Below are 17,508 nucleotides of genomic sequence, written 5' to 3' on the forward strand. Positions count from 1 at the left end.
GATGGCAACGATTACGTATTTGGAAGCAATTCGTTCTGCGATGCAAGAGGAAATGCAGAAGGATGACAATGTTTTCGTCCTCGGGGAGGACGTAGGCAAAGGCGGTGTGCTCAACACGACGAAGGGACTTCGCGATATATTCGGCGAAGAACGTGTGTTGGATACGCCACTGGCAGAATCAGCGATCGTTGGTGTAGCCATCGGCGCGGCGATGTACGGCATGAAGCCAATTGCTGAAATCCAATTTGCCGATTTTATTTTCCCGGCAACGAATCAAATTCTCAGCGAAGCTGCGAAAATTCGCTACCGCTCCAATAATGATTGGAGCTGCCCAATCGTCATTCGTGCCCCTTACGGCGCAACTGGCGCGGGTGCGTTGTACCATTCCCAGTGTCCAGAATCCGTCTTCTTCGGCACGCCAGGACTCAAAATTGTCGCACCGTCGAATCCGTATGATGCGAAGGGATTATTAAAGGCGGCAATTCGTGATGGCGACCCTGTCCTTTATTTTGAACATAAAAAATGTTATCTTGCGTTATCAGCCGATGTACCAGATGAGGACTATATCGTTCCGATTGGGAAAGCAGATGTGAAGCGTCAAGGAACTGATATTACCGTCATTGCCTATGGCATGGTGGTTAATTATGCACTGCAAGCCGCAGAGGAATTGGCGAAGGAAGGTATTTCAGCGCATGTGCTTGATTTGCGTACCTTGCAGCCGCTTGATCGCGAAGCGATACTAGAAGCTGCTAGAAAAACTGGCAAAGTACTTATTACGCATGAGGACAACAAAACAGGTGGGGTAGGTGCAGAAGTATCTGCTATCATCGCGGAAGAGATGCTATTTGAGCTAGATGCGCCCATCGCGAGACTATGTGGTCCCGATGTTCCGGCAGTAGGCAGCAATCCGCCAATGGAGAAGTTTTTCCTGCTGAATGCGGATAAGCTGAAGGAAGCTATGCGTCAATTAGCGTTATTCTAGTTCTTGTTCTTATCCGTTGATCTTTCCCGAAATTAGGAGGTACTTCTATGAACCAAACTGGCCGCCTCACCGAGGTGACTGTTCCGCATTTGGCGGAAAGTCTCGTTTCGGCTACTATCGGCAAATGGCTGAAAAAGCCAGGCGATTATATTGAACAATATGACGTTCTATGTGAGCTATTCACAGAGAAAGTAAATACAGAAATGCCGAGTCCCATCGAAGGCAAGCTGATCAAAATCATTGTCGGTGACGGTGAAACGGCTGCGGTAGGCGAAGCGATTTGTGTGATTGAAGAGCCAGCTGGCTCTTCAACAGGCAGTACAGCTGCACCAGCAGCTGTATCTCCTTCGGCAGTCGTGTCCGAAGACGCGGATCAGAGCATGCGTGGCCGCTTCTCTCCAGCGGTCCACAGACTTGCCCAAGATAACCGCGTGGATTTGTCACGCGTACCGGGTACTGGCCTTGGCGGACGGATTACCCGCAAGGATGTTGAGACCTTCATCGCATCTGGCGGAGCCAATGCGGTGGCACCAGCAGAGATCCAAGCTGCTGCGCCAACAGCTCCTGCAGCACCAGTTGCTGCGGAAGAGCCAGTGAATCAGCCTGTTCGCAGCTCGGGCATTCATTTGTCAGCGAGTCCACAAACACCGCTGATCGAAGCAGAAGGCCATAACCTAGATGCACGGAATGAGCATTTCATTGATGTCACGCCAATGCGTAATGCGATTGCTACGAAGATGCGTCAGAGCGTCACGGAGATTCCACATGCGTGGACGATGATCGAAGTCGATGTGACGAATCTCGTGGTTTTGCGTAACAAGGTGAAAGATGAGTTCATGCGCCGTGAGGGAATCAATTTGACTTACCTAGCGTTCATGCTGAAAGCGGTCGTCAATGCGATTAAAGATTACCCGATTATTAACTCCGTGTGGGCTGTAGATAAAATTATCGTGAAACGCGATATTAATATTTCCTTGTCCGTTGGGACAGAAGATTCCGTGATGACCCCAGTCATTAAGAAAGCGGATCAAAAGAATATCGCAGGATTAGCAAGGGAAATTGATGAGTTGACGAAGAAAACGCGTGCGGGGAAATTAGCGCTAACTGATATGGTTGGCGGTACGTTTACTGTAAATAATACAGGCTCCTTCGGTTCGATTCTCTCGTATCCAATCATTAACTACCCGCAAGCAGCGATTGTGACATTTGAATCGATTGTGAAGAAGCCTGTCGTGATTCAAGATATGATAGCGGTTCGTTCCATGGTAAACCTTTGCTTGTCGCTCGATCACCGGATTCTTGATGGTGTGATCTGTGGAAGGTTCCTGCAGAGAGTGAAAGAAAATTTAGAAAGCTACAACGCGGATACTAAAATTTACTAATGGTTTAAGATGTGAAAAACAGACCAGCTGTAAACAATATACTGGATAACAGCATAACGAAGAGCATAATGTAAATAACGATTTTAAACATTTTCTTATTTTGTAGCACGGGATTCACTCCTTTTTCATCCAAGCTTGTACCGTTTTATTGTAACTCAAAGTGTGTATCGGAGGAAAGTACATGATTCAACAAGATCGTTTAATTAAAGAGTTCATTTCCCTAGTTCAGGTGGATAGTGAAACGCGATATGAGCAAAACATCTGTGTCGTTCTCAAAGAAAAATTCAGTCAGCTAGGCTTGCAGGTTGTCGAGGATGATTCCATGTCCAAAAGTGGTCACGGCGCTGGCAATTTGATTTGCACATTGGAAGCAACGGACAGTAATACCGCGATTCCTACCATTTTCTTTACATCACACATGGATACTGTCGCGCCTGGCAATGGCATCAAGCCGCAAATTGGGGAAGATGGTTATATTCGCTCGGACGGCACTACGATTCTTGGAAGCGATGATAAAGCAGGAATTGCCGCGATGATTGAAGGGATTTTAGTTCTGAAAGAACAAAATATCCCGCATGGTCGTATTCAGTTCGTCATTACCGCTGGGGAAGAGAGCGGCTTGAAAGGCGCTCGTGCGATGGAACGCAGCAGCATGGAAGCTGAATATGGTTTCGCATTGGATTCCAATGGCAACCTTGGCGCGATTGCAACGGCAGCACCTGGACGTGCGGAAATTGAAATCATTTTCCATGGCAAATCCGCTCATGCGGGAGTGAATCCGGAGGATGGGATTTCGGCCATCCAAGTGGCTAGCAAAGCCGTTTCACGTATGTCACTCGGCAGAATTGATAATGAAACGACTGCCAACATTGGCAGCTTTTCAGGCGTAGGACCACTTAACGTGGTATGCGATAAGGTGAAAATGGAAGCCGAAGCGCGCAGTATCGTTCAGCATAAGCTGGAAGCGCAGATTGAAGCGATGAAACAGGCTTGTGAAGCTGCCGCTGCAGAAGCGGGGACGACGTGTGAATTCCATGCGGATATCGTGTATGCGTCCTACATGCATGATGATTCAGCACCTATTGTCCAATTGACATCTCGGGCGATGAGTACGATCGGTCTTACGGCGCAAACGTTCCACTCGGGTGGTGGAAGCGACGCGAATATTTTCAACGGCATGGGCATCCCTACTGTGAATTTGGCCGTTGGTTATTTAGAGATTCATACGGTCAAAGAGCGTATCGCGATAAGTGACCTCGTCAAAACCGCCGAACTTGTTGTTGCTTTAGTGAAGGAAGCAGCCAAGGTTTAATACTTGGTTGGTCCAATAAAAAAACCGATTCGTCCGCCTATTGGCGCGGCTAATCGGTTTTCGTTTTATTGTTGGAGCAGATAAGCATGTTAGTTGGCAGCCAAAGGGAAGGGGAGTATATGAGCAGAATGTCCCTGTACCTTCTTACTAGAACGAGCAGGTAATCTAGCTAGATAATCTACAACGGTTAGTTTCGGATCGCCTTGCTGAAGCATTTGCGCAAGCCCATGTTTGACTTCCCAGGCTTTACCAACAAGTCGAATCTGATTATCACTCACATAGCTCTTCATAGGGAGACCCTCTTTTCAGGAAAATATTTCATATAATGAACGATATGCAAAAAGTGGACAAGTTATGCCAACTTACGAGGATGAGGTGCTCAAATGACAGAACATAAAAAGTTTGAAGAAGTGACCATAAGTAGTGAAATGATTTTCAAAGGTAAAATTATTTCCTTGCAAGTAGATCAGGTTAGATTGCCGAATGGCGGAACCGCTTCCCGTGAAATTGTGAAGCATCCAGGTGCGGTCGCAGTTATTCCACTCTTAGGTGATAAAATGATCGTGGTAGAGCAGTACCGTAAGCCACTAGAGAAGAGTCAGGTAGAGATCCCTGCGGGTAAACTTGATAGTGGAGAGGAGCCTCTGAAAGCGGCGTTACGTGAGCTTGAGGAAGAGACAGGGTTTCGAACAGATAACATTCGCTTGGTTAGTTCGTTCTCTACGTCACCAGGGTTTGCGGACGAAATCATTCACTTATACATAGCAGAGGATCTAGTGAAGGGGACAGCGAATCCGGATGACGATGAATTCTTGGATTGTGAAGCGATAACCTTGGAGCAAGCACAGCAGTATATGCGTGAAGGGCGTATCAGCGATGCCAAGACAATCATGGCGGTTTGGGCGTGGCAACTGTATAAGCTGACTGGTCAAATCTAGATGTTGAAGGATTACTACGTAGATCTTCATATTCACATTGGTCGAACGGAGAAGGGGCAAGCTGTCAAAATTAGTGCAGCCAATAATCTCACTTTTTTCAATATTGCTCATGAAGCTGCTAACCGAAAAGGGATGGAGATGATCTCGATCATTGATACCCATTCACCTTCCGTCCAAGAGGAGATTATGATGTATTTGGATAAGGGGGAGATGATGGAGCTTGAAGGCGGAGGCATTCGCTATCGAGAGACATCGATCATCCTAGGAAGCGAGATTGAAGTTAGAGACCCTGGGATGGGTCCTGCACACGTTTTGGCCTATATGCCTACCCTGCAAGTGATGCAAGAATTTACAACATGGATGAGCCGGTACATGAAAAATGTAGAGCTTAGCTCTCAGCGTATTTATGTGCCTGCTCGTGAGCTTCAGGAAGAGGTGCTAGGCCGAGGTGGTATTCTTATCCCAGCGCACATCTTTACGCCGCACAAGAGCGTGTATGGCAGCGCTGTAAGCTCGATGAATGAGTTGCTTGATGTGAATAGAGTCCTCGCGGTGGAACTCGGTTTAAGCGCAGATTCCGATATGGCTGGATTGATCTCGGAACTCGATGATTTTACCTATCTGACGAACTCTGACGCGCATTCTCTTGCCAAAATAGGTCGTGAGTACAACCAAATGCGGCTTGCTGCTCCGACCTTTGTGGAATTAGTCAAAGCTTTAGCGCGACAGGAAGGTCGAGGGGTAACGGCGAACTACGGATTGAATTCACGATTAGGCAAGTATCATCGAACGTATTGCAGCCTCTGTGAGGCTGTACTGGATGAAGACGCTGCAGCTGTCGAGCGTTGTATGAATTGCGGCAGTCCTAAGATCGTTCGAGGCGTGATGGATCGGATCATGGCGATTGCAGATCGTGAGAAGTCCTATCAACCTGACCATCGACCGCCGTACCATTTTCAAGTTCCCTTAGAGTATCTGCCAGGGTTAGGACCTAAGAAGCTTGAGCAGCTGCTAAGCAGGTTCGGAACGGAAATGCATGTCTTACATCATGCCAAGCCTGAAGAGCTAGTAGACGTCGTTGGGGAAGAACTGACTTCATATATCGTAAACGCGAGGGAAGGAACTCTATCGCTTGAAGTCGGTGGCGGAGGAAAATACGGCAAAGTGAGAAATAATCATTCATAGTTTTGACTTTGTGCTCATAAGCTTGTCTTTGTAGAGGTTGTACAAGGAAGGAGTGGCGAGTGTGAATAGGAACTTAACGATGAAACAATATATGAAGGATAATTTGCCGTTATTTATATTCGTCTCAGTACTCTTTGTTATTGGCGTTGTGTTCGGTGCCGTCATGGTGAATGCACTTTCCTTGGAACAAAGGACCGAGATGACACGTCATTTAGGCAGTTTCTTTCATGAAATCAATGAAGGTATCGAAATCGATAGCCAGCAATCGTTCAGTCAAGCCTTTGGCATGCATATGAAGTGGATTTTATTGATCTGGTTATTTGGTCTATCCATTATTGGTTTACCCTTGATCTTAGTACTGGATTTTCTAAAAGGGGTACTGATCGGCTTTACGGTGGGATACCTAGTGGGGCAGATGTCATGGAAAGGCATGCTCTTTGCGCTAGTGGCTGTCTTACCACAGAATTTAATTGTGATTCCGGCTATTTTATTTTGCAGCGTGGCCGCGATGTCATTCTCTCTCTATATGATCAAACATAGAATTATGAGTCGCAGTGGTAACATTTACCAGCCCTTCATGAGATATACAACGATTACTCTAATGATGGGCGGCTGCCTCTTAGCAGCTGCATTATTAGAAGGATACTTCTCCCAATACATGATGAAATGGGTAACCCCAATGCTGGTAGGGGTTTATGGGGAATGAATTGAATTGTGATTCTGTTTGACTTTGTAAGTAAGCTCCCCCTATAATGAAAAGAGTGGCTAAAACTGGGCTAGGATGCCCACCTTTCTGAGGGGGAGGCATATGGAAACAAGGATCGAGAAAATTAAGCAACAACTGCAATCTCAGGGGTACAAGCTTACGCCTCAACGGGAAGCGACTGTTCGCGTTTTATTGGAAAATGAACAAGATCATCTTAGTGCAGAAGATGTGTTTATGCTTGTGAAGGATAAGGCGCCAGAGATCGGTCTAGCTACTGTCTACCGTACTTTGGAGCTGCTGAGTGAGCTGCATGTCTTGGAGAAAATGAATTTTGGCGACGGTGTGGCTCGTTACGATTTACGTGATGATAATTCACGCCATCATCACCATCACTTGATTTGCGTGCAATGCGGAGCCGTAGATGAAATTATGGACGATTGGCTCGGACCTTTCGAAGAACGGTTAGAGACTGAATTTCATTTTCAAGTCCTAGATCATCGACTTGATTTTCAAGGTATTTGCTACCGCTGTACCGAACGAGGGAAACCGGACTCATTGGAGAAATCCCACTAACAGTCTCCGAAAGGAACTGTTCAAATTATGAAAATGCCTGTATGCGTCACTTGCATACAGGCATTTTTGTGTTTTTCTCATATCATATTAGGAGAAAGGTCATCACGTTCCGTCACATATTTGGCAGGGGAGTAGGGGTACATTATAGACGAATGAACAGAAGGAAGAAGGTGGCGAGTGTGTCAAAACCATGCCTAGTCGTTGGAGTTCCTAAAGAAATTAAGAACAATGAAAATCGTGTCGCCTTAACGCCAGGCGGCGCAGGTATGCTGCAAATGTCCGGTCATCGTGTGTTGGTGGAAGCGGGAGCAGGTATTGGCAGTGGCTTTACTGACGAGGATTATCAACAAGAAGGTGCGACAATTATCACGGGTGCGTCTGAAGTCTGGGCACAAAGCGATATGATCATGAAAGTGAAAGAGCCGCTGCCAGCCGAATATGGCTATTTTAAAGAAGGGCAGATCCTATTTACGTATCTGCATTTAGCTGCAGCTGGTGATCTGGCCACGCAGTTAATAGAGAAGCAAGTGACGGGCATAGCTTACGAGACGATTCAGATGCCTAATGGGTCACTGCCATTGCTGACGCCGATGAGTGAAGTAGCAGGCAGGATGTCCGTGCAGATTGGCGCACAGTATCTGGAGAAGTTTTATGGTGGCCGCGGCATTTTACTAGGGGGTGTCCCTGGTGTGCCACCAGCGGATGTCATTATTCTAGGCGGTGGCATAGTCGGCACGAACGCAGCCAAAATGGCGCTAGGTCTTGGTGCTAATGTCGTAATCATTGAGCGCAGTGCAGAACGCATGCGAGCGCTGGACGATATTTTTGGAGGGCATCTCCGCACGTTGATGTCCAATCCGTATAATATCGCGAGCGCCGTTCAGAAGGCGGATCTGCTGATAGGTGCAGTTCTGATTCCGGGGGCGAGAGCTCCGCGATTAGTGACCGAAGCGATGGTGCAGAGCATGAAACCTGGGGCGGTTATCGTGGATGTTGCCGTCGATCAAGGCGGATCCATCGAAACGATTGATCGGGTGACAACCCATAGTGATCCCACGTATGAGAAATACGGTGTGCTGCATTATGCAGTAGCTAATATGCCAGGGGCTGTACCGAGAACTTCGACGCTCGCATTGACGAATGTTACGTTGCCTTATGCCTTGGAGTTGGCCAATAAAGGCTTCACGAAGGCCTTGGCGGAGAATTACACGCTGCAGCTAGGTGTGAATACCTACAAAGGCAGTGTTACGCATCCGGCGGTAGCTGAGGCGCTTGGTATGCCGTACACGAAATTGATTGACTTGTCATAATTATAGGCCGAGCCTCATATTCTGTTCCTAAGACATGGCATAGACATGGGGGCAGAGCTATGATATTTTCTTATCGAAAATTAATTGTTCGATTACAGTATATTTTGGTTTTTGTCGCGTTGACAGTCGTTTTATATCAAGTGCTGCTCGCCATTTCCGGTTGGATTCAGCCTGTAAACAAGTATAAAGCGCCGACCGGTAAATCCGTCAAAGTATTCGGACAAAGTGAACATGTTTCTTTTGATTCGAATTCGATGAGTGAGCGTTTACGTTTATTCTACTGGTATGGTGAGTAAAACGAAAAATAAAGGGATTTCTTCTAGTCTCGTGGAATGCTATATGTTGAAAGTTATGGCAAGTATAGCAGGTAAACGAGGGAGAGACTGACATGATGACGAGTGAGGTGCAAACCTTCATCCGATTTTTGACGACTGAACGAGGTCTTTCACGGAATACACTCGAATCCTACGAAAGAGATCTCCTTCAATTTGTTACGTATCTTGATGTGCAAGGTATTACAAGCTGGCGAGAGACCGGGAAAATGCAAATAGCAAGCTATTTATCACAATTGAAAACACTCGGACGAGCAACAGCCACCCTCTCGCGTATTCGGGTTTCTTTACGATCCTTTTTTCAATATATGGTGAAAGAACGAATCATTGATTCGGATCCTTCCGTATTCGTCGAGGTGCCTAAGCTGGAAAAAAGGCTTCCCAAAATACTGAGCATTCATGAAGTTGAGAAGCTGCTTGAAGCACCTCAGGCTGAGCAAGTAAATGGTGCACGAGATAAAGCGATGCTAGAATTACTGTACGCAACGGGGATTCGTGTATCAGAACTCGTCTCCTTGAATATCGCGGATGTGAATCTGGAGATGGGCTTCATACGATGTGTGGGTAAAGCGGAGAAGGAAAGAATGATCCCTCTAAGCGGCATTGCCATGCGAATGTTGGATACGTATATAAAGCAATATCGCATGAAACTCCTGAAACGATCGCCAGAAGAAGATGCCCTATTCATAGGACATCTGGGGACGCGGATGACGAGGCAGGGCTTCTGGAAAATTATGAAGCGGTATGCAGTAGAAACCCAAATTACGAATGAAATTACGCCGCACACGCTTAGACATTCTTTTGCTGCTCATTTAATTGAAAATGGTGCTGATTTGCGATCCGTGCAGGAAATGCTAGGACATTCTGATATTTCATCGACACAGCTATATGTTCAGGTGACGAAGCTCAAAATGAAGGATGTTTATAATCGAGCTCACCCTAGAGCTCATTTATAGTTCGCGTGGCAGCATAGCGGCAATTCCATTAGGAATTGCTGCTGTTTTGCATTCACGGGTTGGAAGTGGGATAATGAAGGGTGGATATCATTAACATTAGGGATTGATTTGGAGGGACATCGGTGCGCTTTGAACGAATAAGTTTAATCGTATTGGATAGCGTAGGCATCGGAGAGTTACCGGATGCTGAACAGTTTGGCGACCTTGGAGCACATACTCTTGGTCATATAGCAGAGAAAGTCAGTGGCTTTGCGCTGCCCCATTTGCAGCAAATGGGTTTAGGCAATATCGCGGATATTCAGGGGATTCCCCCTGTTTCGTCACCAGAAGGTTACTATGGCAAAATGGCAGAAGTATCTGTTGGCAAGGATACGATGACAGGGCATTGGGAGTTAATGGGACTTCGTATTTCTACCCCATTTAATGTATTTCCTAACGGTTTCCCTGAAGCTTTGATCTCGCAATTCGAGCAAGAGACAGGTCGCAAGGTCATTGGAAATAAGCCAGCTTCGGGTACCGAGATTTTAGATGAGCTTGGCGAGGAACAAATGAAGACGGGGGCATGGATTGTCTACACGTCTGCCGATAGTGTGTTTCAATTGGCTGCACATGAAGAGATCATCCCATTAGATGAGTTATATCGCGCGTGTGAAGTAGCTAGACGATTAACGATGCAAGATGAATTTGCAGTTGGACGCGTCATAGCTAGACCTTATCTCGGTACCCCAGGGGCATTCAAACGTACACCGAATCGCCATGATTATGCGGTTAAGCCTCCCGCGCCTACCGTTATGAATCAATTGAAGGATGCTGGATGGGATGTCATTGCGATCGGCAAGATTAATGATATCTTTGACGGGGAAGGCGTGACCAAAGCAACTTCCACGAAGAGTAATTTGGATGGTATTCAGCAGACGATCGACGTATTGGGAACATCGTTCAAAGGACTTGCTTTCACAAACCTCGTTGATTTCGATTCCTTATATGGTCACCGACGTGATCCAGAAGGGTATGGACGAGCACTAGAGGAGTTTGATGCCTATGTGCCGCAGCTGAAGGCGGGGCTTGGTCCCAAGGATCTTCTCATATTAACAGCGGACCACGGGAATGACCCTGTGCATGCAGGGACGGATCACACACGCGAGTATGTGCCGATTTTACTGTATAGCCCAAGCTTCCAATCGCCTGTTTCCTTAGGAATACGGGGGACATTCGCTGACTTGGGCGCAACGATCGCCGAGAACTTTGGCCTAGAACCAACTAAGCATGGTGAGAGCTTCCTGCACCTTTTGAAATAAGAAGCAGTTTAAATATGTTGAGGAGGCATGAAGACATGTCAAATACGTCGATGATTCAAGAAATTCAAGAAGCAGCAGCATTTATTAAAAAGGAAACGAATATTACACCGCAAATTGGTCTTATTCTCGGTTCAGGTTTAGGTGTTCTCGCAGATTTGATTGAGCAGCCTATCGTCATTGATTACTCCCGGATTCCGCATTTCCCGGTCTCAACCGTTGAAGGACACGCGGGGGAGCTAGTTGTTGGTTCCATTAAGGGTAAACAAGTGCTTATGATGAAAGGACGTTTTCATGCCTATGAAGGCTACGGAGCTGAGACAGTTTCGTTCCCTGTACGTGTTATGAAAGAGCTTGGCGTGGAAACACTAATCGTTACCAACGCGGCAGGCGGGATTAATGAAACTTACCAAGTAGGCGATCTGATGGTCATTAGCGATCATTTGAATATGACGTTCCGCAATCCGTTGATTGGACCGAATGATTCAGCGCTTGGCGTTCGCTTCCCGGATATGTCCGAAGCTTACAGCAAGCGTCTGCGCAAATTAGCGCACGATGTAGCGGCTTCGCAGGATTTTAAACTGCAAGAAGGGGTCTATGTGGGGCTGCTTGGTCCGAACTATGAAACACCTGCTGAAATTCGCATGTTCCGCACTTTAGGTGGAGACTCCGTTGGGATGTCAACCGTTCCTGAGGTCATAGTCGCTCGTCACGCGGGCATTGAAGTGCTTGGCTTCTCTTGTATTTCCAATATGGCATCGGGTATTCTGGATCAACCGTTATCCCATGCAGAAGTGATGGAAACGACGGAGAAGGTTAAACCGAAGTTCTTAAAGCTAGTCCTAGGCATTATTGAAGCGCTCTAAAGCAGAAAAGGAGATTATCATGACATTGTCTTACATACAACAAATTAACGAGGCTTCAAGCTTCATACAATCGCGATTAGGCAGCGTATCACCATCCATTGGTCTAGTTCTAGGTTCAGGCCTTGGTGATATGGCGAATCAAGTTGAGCAGCCAATTGCAATTGATTATAGTGAGGTTCCACATTTTCCTATATCGACTGTTGAGGGGCATGAAGGTCGGTTTGTCGTTGGTACCCTGGAAGGTAAACAAGTTATCGTGATGCAAGGTCGTTTTCATTATTATGAAGGCTACGATATGAAAAAAGTCGTGTTCCCCGTGTACGTAATGAAAGCGATCGGGGTACAGACCGTTGTAATGACGAACGCTTGCGGTGGGATGAATCGTTCTTTCCATGCGGGTGATTTGATGTTGATCAGTGATCATATTAATATGACAGGTGACAACCCACTGATTGGGCCGAATCATGCAGAGCTAGGTGTTCGTTTTCCGGATATGTCCGAAGCGTACAATCGCGAATACCTCAGTCTTGCTCGTAAGCTAGCAGCTTCTATAGTCGGAGAGGACGGTACTCCGCTTCAATTGCAAGAGGGTGTGTATGCCGGAATTACGGGTCCGACCTATTGTACACCTGCAGAATTAACGATGCTGGCACGTATTGGCGGCGATGCGATTGGTATGTCTACCGTAGGTGAAGTGATTGCAGCGCGCCACGCGGGGCTAAAGGTACTCGGTATTTCCTGTATCACAGATATGGCAATTGGTGAAGAACTTGAACCATTGACACATGAACAAGTTGTGGCTGTCGCCAATCGGACGAAGCCTAAATTCATTGCTTTGGTAAAAGCATTCGTACGCGAAGTTCAATTGGGATAAATTGGATCGGGATAATCGTGTTTTTTTGTGGAATTGAGCGCCTTAAGACCTATCTAACCTATGGGACTCATGATAGAATATAGTTAATTAGAACTATATTCGAGGATCATATCTCGAAGAGATGTGACCTACCCCCATAGAAGGATGTGCTGGAGCATGTCAATTCCTCAACAACTTATGGTAGCCAATTGCCCGCGCTGCGGGAAAGTGTTTCAGCGCAACTTGCGCAATCAATGCATGGATTGCAGCACAAGTATGAACGATCAATTGAAGCATTGTGTCGATTATCTACGTAGAAATTACCGTTCATCCAACGAACAAGTATGTGCTGTGACAGGCGTTTCCAGCATTCAATTACAAATGTGGATGAAGGAAGGCAAGTTGCCGCTTTCGGATTATCCTAATTTAAGTTATCCATGTGCTTCCTGTGCGGAGCCCATTCGTGAACATAAGTTGTGTGTAAGTTGCAGCACCCGTATCACTCGTGATATTAGAAAGCTTACAGACAATGGAACCGTACAACAGCGAATGAAGCAGCCTGAATTGAAACCTCAGGGAATCACAGGTGGATTCAAAATTAGTGATCGTTGGAATCGCGTGTAATTTGCTGTGGAATGGGCAATAGTAAGATGGAGTTCAGTTCACAAATTCGTCACGAAATAGTCAAATTTTTGCCACGTACTAGATATGGGATTATTCTCTGATGTTAGGTAGAATAGATGAAGTGAACACACGATGAGGGGGATATGCATGCAAAAGTGGATTTTCTTTGTACTATTTATACTTGCGGGCGCATTGGGGCTGGGAGTCCTCTTTCAAGATATTTCTGATCGCCAAGAGGCACAGGAAGCCGAGGCTGCCGCTGGTAAAATGCAACAGCTGAAATTGGTTGCTTCAAACTGGCAGTTCGATACGCCAGAGTACACAATCAAAAAAGGTGAGCCTACAAAAGTATCTTTATCTTTAAAAGAAGGCGTACATGCGGTTGAAATTGTTGGGTTAGATATCAAACTTGATAAAGAAAACCCTTCGAAAGAAATTACTTTCGATAAGCCGGGTACATATGAAATCGATTGTGTTCTTCCTTGCGGCGAAGGACATGCCAAAATGAAATCCAAACTAATTGTACAATAATCTTTATAGATGACAGATAAGAGGGGGCTTAATAGCTCCCTTTTTTCCATTTTCCTAAATGTGAGGTAAGATGGATGTTAAAGGAGGTATTCTCATGAGAATGGTTGATTTAATACATAAGAAACGCGTTGGTGAAGCGTTAACAGAACAAGAAATTACGTTTATCATTACGGACTACACGGCAGGACAAATCCCCGATTATCAGATGTCTGCCTTCTTAATGGCGACGTTCTTGAATGGCATGACAGATGAAGAAACATCGTTTCTTACTTTGGCAATGGCGGGTTCCGGTGAAATGATTGATTTATCTGCAATCGCCGGCGTGAAAGTTGATAAACACTCTACAGGTGGTGTAGGTGATAAAGTAAGTCTCATCGTAGGACCCGTTGTCGCTTCGCTAGGCATACCAGTGGCCAAGATGTCTGGAAGAGGCTTGGGACATACGGGAGGGACGTTAGATAAACTAGAATCGATTCCAGGTTTTCAGATCGAGTTATCGAAGGAAGCTTTTATCGAAGCGGTGAATACGAACAAAATTGCGATTGTTGGTCAGAGCGGTAATCTAGCCCCCGCTGATAAGAAAATCTACGCCTTGCGCGATGTGACAGCGACAGTCGATAGTATACCTTTGATTGCCAGTTCCATTATGAGTAAGAAAATTGCCTCTGGTGCAGAAGCGATTGTTTTGGATGTGAAAATCGGATCGGGTGCTTTCATGAAAACGGTGGAAGATGCGCGCGTTCTTGCACGTACGATGGTGGACATCGGAACTCGCTTGAATCGGAAAACCATCGCGATGATTACGGATATGGATCAGCCGCTTGGCCGCGAAATCGGTAATGCGAATGAAATTCGAGAGTCTATCGATGTGCTTCGTGGAACAGGCGACGCGGAGCTAACGGAAGTTGCCATTTCCGTTGCAGCTTACATGACAGTCCTGGGTAAGGTGTTTACTTCCTTCGAGGAAGCACAGGAAGCTGTTCGTGACATCATCACGCAGGGGAAGGCGTTAGACACGTTCAAGCGCTTTATCGCCAGTCAAGGCGGCGACGCACGCGTTGTTGATCAGCCTGAGTTATTGCCAACGGCCGCATATCATATGGAGGTTAAAGCACAGCAAGCTGGCTTCATTAACGAGATTCAAGCTGAGAATATCGGAATTGCGGCTATGCTGTTAGGCGCGGGGCGAGCGAAGAAAGAAGATTTAATCGATTATGGCGTTGGTCTCACACTGAATAAGAAAATTGGAGATGCAGTCCAAGTAGGCGAATCCATTTGTACCATTCATGCGAACCGACTAGATGTGACTGAGGTTGAAGCTATGATTCTTGATGCCTATCAGATTACCTCAACACAGCCAGCACAGAAGCAATTGATTTATGATGTCATTGAATAGTTCATGTTGCGAGAGAGCACTTTCCTTCGGGAAGGTGCTTTTTTGTCTTTATGGCTTATTTTCACCCTCATGGAATAATTTAGAGGGAATTCGTCAACACTGATTAGCAGTCATTCATGCTGCAAAATGCCAAACTTTCACTTCATACATCTCAGGAGGGGTACAATTGCTATGCGAAAAAAAGGGCTAATCAGTTTTATTTGTTTACAACTAGGTGTGATGCTGGTCCTGCCGTCGATATATGCGGCGGAAACCAAGGTACAGCCAGTGGATCTAACACCGAATGCGTTATCTGCTGTTCTGATGGATGCGGATACCGGTACGGTGATCGCGGAGAAAAATAAGGACGCGAAGCTTCCTCCGGCGAGTATTACAAAAATTATGACGATGTTGCTGATTATGGAAGCGATCGACAAGGGCACCATCAAAATGGATGAAAAAGTCAGTGTTAGTGAATATGCTGCTTCCATGGGCGGTTCACAAATTTTCTTAGAACCTGGCGAGCAAATGTCTGTTCAGGAAATGCTGAAGGGAATCGCTATGGCATCTGGGAATGATGCATCGGTAGCCATGGCTGAGAAAATTGCCGGCTCAGAAGAAAATTTTGTGGCCATGATGAATGAACGTGCAGGGCAGCTTGGCATGAAGAATACGCATTTCTCGAACTGTAATGGACTTCCCGTTGCTAATCACTACACAACGGCTAATGATATTGCCGTTATGTCGAGAGAACTGCTGAAGCATGAAGGAATTACGAATTTTACAGGTGCTTACCAAGATTATTTACGCAAAGATTCACCTAAGCCATTTTGGCTTGTGAATACCAATAAACTTGTGCGCTTTTATAGTGGTGCTGATGGTTTGAAAACGGGCTATACCAGCGAAGCGAAATTCTGTCTGTCTGCAACTGCAAAAAGAGACAATTTAAGGGTCGTGGCTGTCGTGTTAGGTGAACCTAATACCAAAACGCGTAACGCCGAAGTGACGAAACTGTTTGATTATGCTTTTGCCCAATATACGAATTACCCTTTATTCAGAACAGGCGATAGCTTGGGTCAGTTTACGATAAATAAAGGGCAAGTATCGACGGTCCCTTTAGTTGCGAAGCAAAACTACAGTATCTTATTGAAAAAAGGGACGGACACGGCGAATATCCGACATGAATTGCAATTAGATCCTAGCTTGCGAGCTCCTGTAAGTGAAGGTCAGCCGATTGGTAAAATTATGGTGTACAACGGCGATACTGTCTTGGCAGAGTACCCGTTAGCGTCTCCTCAAGCTGTAGATAAAGCCTCTTGGTGGAAGTTATTCAAGCGGACAACCTCGAATCTATTTCACACGGATTAGCTAATAGACGATTATTTTGCCTACTTTTAGCGGTTTTCTTCTAGTTTTGTCGGAGGGCAGGAAATACAAGAAGCCTTGTAGAAACTAGTGTTCATGACCTGAAGGGAGTGAACATATTGGGCCTGCAAATCGAGTTTGAGCAAGGTAGAAGAGCGCTGATTGTAAGATTGAAAGGCGAGTTAGATCATCATGCAGCGGATAGTGTGAAGGCGAGGATGGAAGATGCGATTGCCAAGGAGCAGACGCACCACTTAATTCTTAGTTTGAAAGACCTCTCCTTTATGGATAGCTCAGGGCTAGGCGTCATCCTTGGTCGTTACAAGCAAATCACGAGCAAGGGCGGCAAAATGGTCGTCTGTGACGTGTCACCGGCCGTTTATCGTTTGTTCGAGCTTTCGGGTATGTTTAAGATCGTATCGATTCAAGATAACGAGCGTAATGCAATGTCCAGTTTGGAGGTTGCTTTATGAGTGAACGTAACTTTATGACGTTGCAGTTTGCCAGTCGTTCCGAAAATGAAGCCTTCGCGCGAGTAGCAGTGGCTGCATTCGTTTCTCAATTAGATCCAACCTTAGATGAATTGACGGATATCAAAACGGTTGTGTCAGAAGCCGTAACGAATTCGATTATACATGGTTATAACAATATAACGGATGGTGTCATTACTATTTCAGCTGAAATTGATGATGACATCATTCGGTTAACAATTGAAGACAAGGGTGAAGGTATTGCTGATCTTGAGCAAGCGAAGGAGCCCCTGTACACGTCGAAACCAGAACTCGAACGTTCTGGGATGGGGTTTACCATTATGGAAAATTTCATGGACGAAGTGGAAGTTGTGACGGCCGTAGGCATCGGAACGAAAATAAACATGTTGAAGCGAATTGAATCTAAAAAAGCTTTATACAATTAGGGGTAGG

General features: G+C 45.9%; 20 protein-coding genes and 1 pseudogene. 19 read left to right on the forward strand and 2 right to left on the reverse strand.

The features are described 5' to 3' along the window. Position 1 precedes the first annotated feature (1 nt). The gene (locus J2736_RS02795; RefSeq protein WP_310225170.1) at positions 2-982 is read left to right on the forward strand and encodes an alpha-ketoacid dehydrogenase subunit beta; all 981 of its coding nucleotides are present in this window, start codon (positions 2-4) and stop codon (positions 980-982) included. 47 nt (positions 983-1,029) lie between these two features. Beyond that, a complete protein-coding gene (locus tag J2736_RS02800) occupies positions 1,030-2,364 on the forward strand; it encodes a dihydrolipoamide acetyltransferase family protein (RefSeq protein ID WP_310223322.1) in 1,335 nt (444 codons plus the stop codon). A gap of 4 nt (positions 2,365-2,368) precedes the next feature. Here the strand turns inward: J2736_RS02800 and prli42 are convergent, their stop codons facing one another. Further along, on the reverse strand, positions 2,369-2,455 hold the full coding sequence (prli42, locus tag J2736_RS02805; RefSeq protein ID WP_310225172.1) for a stressosome-associated protein Prli42: 87 nt from the start codon (positions 2,453-2,455) through the stop codon (positions 2,369-2,371). Between the two features lie 90 nt (positions 2,456-2,545). Between prli42 and J2736_RS02810 the strand changes: the two genes are divergently transcribed. Continuing rightward, positions 2,546-3,676 carry a M20/M25/M40 family metallo-hydrolase gene (locus J2736_RS02810; RefSeq protein ID WP_310223324.1) on the forward strand — a complete coding sequence of 377 codons (1,131 nt, stop codon included), beginning with the start codon at positions 2,546-2,548 and terminating at the stop codon, positions 3,674-3,676. A gap of 215 nt (positions 3,677-3,891) precedes the next feature. Here the strand turns inward: J2736_RS02810 and mciZ are convergent. Continuing rightward, positions 3,892-3,966: pseudogene (gene mciZ, locus J2736_RS34260) on the reverse strand (Z-ring formation inhibitor MciZ); the annotation flags it as partial. 93 nt (positions 3,967-4,059) lie between these two features. Between mciZ and J2736_RS02820 the strand changes: the two are divergent. The 16 genes from J2736_RS02820 (at position 4,060) to spoIIAB (ending at position 17,501) form a co-directional block, all read left to right on the forward strand. Beyond that, positions 4,060-4,614 carry an NUDIX hydrolase gene (locus J2736_RS02820; protein WP_310223328.1) on the forward strand — a complete coding sequence of 185 codons (555 nt, stop codon included), beginning with the start codon at positions 4,060-4,062 and terminating at the stop codon, positions 4,612-4,614. Continuing rightward, the gene (locus tag J2736_RS02825; protein ID WP_310223330.1) at positions 4,615-5,799 is read left to right on the forward strand and encodes an endonuclease Q family protein; all 1,185 of its coding nucleotides are present in this window, start codon (positions 4,615-4,617) and stop codon (positions 5,797-5,799) included. A gap of 61 nt (positions 5,800-5,860) precedes the next feature. After that, positions 5,861-6,505 (forward strand): stage II sporulation protein M, encoded by a 645-nt coding sequence (spoIIM, locus tag J2736_RS02830; protein ID WP_310223332.1) that lies wholly within the window; start codon positions 5,861-5,863, stop codon positions 6,503-6,505. Positions 6,506-6,607: 102 nt separating this feature from the next. Beyond that, the gene (fur, locus tag J2736_RS02835) at positions 6,608-7,078 is read left to right on the forward strand and encodes a ferric iron uptake transcriptional regulator (RefSeq protein ID WP_310223334.1); all 471 of its coding nucleotides are present in this window, start codon (positions 6,608-6,610) and stop codon (positions 7,076-7,078) included. Positions 7,079-7,257: 179 nt separating this feature from the next. Beyond that, positions 7,258-8,388, forward strand: a complete 1,131-nt coding sequence (gene ald, locus J2736_RS02840; protein WP_310223336.1) for an alanine dehydrogenase — start codon at positions 7,258-7,260, stop codon at positions 8,386-8,388. A gap of 59 nt (positions 8,389-8,447) precedes the next feature. After that, a complete protein-coding gene (locus J2736_RS02845; RefSeq protein ID WP_310223338.1) occupies positions 8,448-8,684 on the forward strand; it encodes a DUF4227 family protein in 237 nt (78 codons plus the stop codon). A gap of 95 nt (positions 8,685-8,779) precedes the next feature. Beyond that, positions 8,780-9,676, forward strand: coding sequence for a site-specific tyrosine recombinase XerD (xerD, locus tag J2736_RS02850; protein ID WP_310225174.1), 897 nt, complete (start codon positions 8,780-8,782; stop codon positions 9,674-9,676). Positions 9,677-9,798: 122 nt separating this feature from the next. Further along, positions 9,799-10,974 carry a phosphopentomutase gene (deoB, locus tag J2736_RS02855; RefSeq protein ID WP_310223341.1) on the forward strand — a complete coding sequence of 392 codons (1,176 nt, stop codon included), beginning with the start codon at positions 9,799-9,801 and terminating at the stop codon, positions 10,972-10,974. Positions 10,975-11,009: 35 nt separating this feature from the next. Next, positions 11,010-11,837, forward strand: a complete 828-nt coding sequence (locus J2736_RS02860; RefSeq protein ID WP_310223343.1) for a purine-nucleoside phosphorylase — start codon at positions 11,010-11,012, stop codon at positions 11,835-11,837. 19 nt (positions 11,838-11,856) lie between these two features. Continuing rightward, positions 11,857-12,711 (forward strand): purine-nucleoside phosphorylase, encoded by an 855-nt coding sequence (locus J2736_RS02865; RefSeq protein WP_310223345.1) that lies wholly within the window; start codon positions 11,857-11,859, stop codon positions 12,709-12,711. 156 nt (positions 12,712-12,867) lie between these two features. After that, complete coding sequence (locus J2736_RS02870; protein ID WP_310223347.1) at positions 12,868-13,314, forward strand: flagellar protein; 447 nt, start codon at positions 12,868-12,870, stop codon at positions 13,312-13,314. A gap of 147 nt (positions 13,315-13,461) precedes the next feature. Further along, positions 13,462-13,845 carry a cupredoxin domain-containing protein gene (locus J2736_RS02875; protein ID WP_056614567.1) on the forward strand — a complete coding sequence of 128 codons (384 nt, stop codon included), beginning with the start codon at positions 13,462-13,464 and terminating at the stop codon, positions 13,843-13,845. A gap of 94 nt (positions 13,846-13,939) precedes the next feature. After that, the gene (locus J2736_RS02880) at positions 13,940-15,241 is read left to right on the forward strand and encodes a pyrimidine-nucleoside phosphorylase (RefSeq protein WP_310223349.1); all 1,302 of its coding nucleotides are present in this window, start codon (positions 13,940-13,942) and stop codon (positions 15,239-15,241) included. 171 nt (positions 15,242-15,412) lie between these two features. Further along, positions 15,413-16,588, forward strand: a complete 1,176-nt coding sequence (locus J2736_RS02885) for a D-alanyl-D-alanine carboxypeptidase family protein (RefSeq protein WP_310223351.1) — start codon at positions 15,413-15,415, stop codon at positions 16,586-16,588. Positions 16,589-16,704: 116 nt separating this feature from the next. After that, entirely contained in the window at positions 16,705-17,058 is a 354-nt protein-coding gene (spoIIAA, locus tag J2736_RS02890; protein ID WP_310223353.1) for an anti-sigma F factor antagonist, read from the forward strand. Next, the gene (gene spoIIAB, locus J2736_RS02895; protein WP_310223355.1) at positions 17,055-17,501 is read left to right on the forward strand and encodes an anti-sigma F factor; all 447 of its coding nucleotides are present in this window, start codon (positions 17,055-17,057) and stop codon (positions 17,499-17,501) included. Before spoIIAA ends, spoIIAB begins: the two co-directional genes overlap by 4 nt. Positions 17,502-17,508 lie beyond the last annotated feature (7 nt).

This window comes from Paenibacillus qinlingensis, from assembly GCF_031455095.1.
GTDB classification, from domain to species: Bacteria; Bacillota; Bacilli; order Paenibacillales; family NBRC-103111; genus Paenibacillus_E; species Paenibacillus_E qinlingensis_A.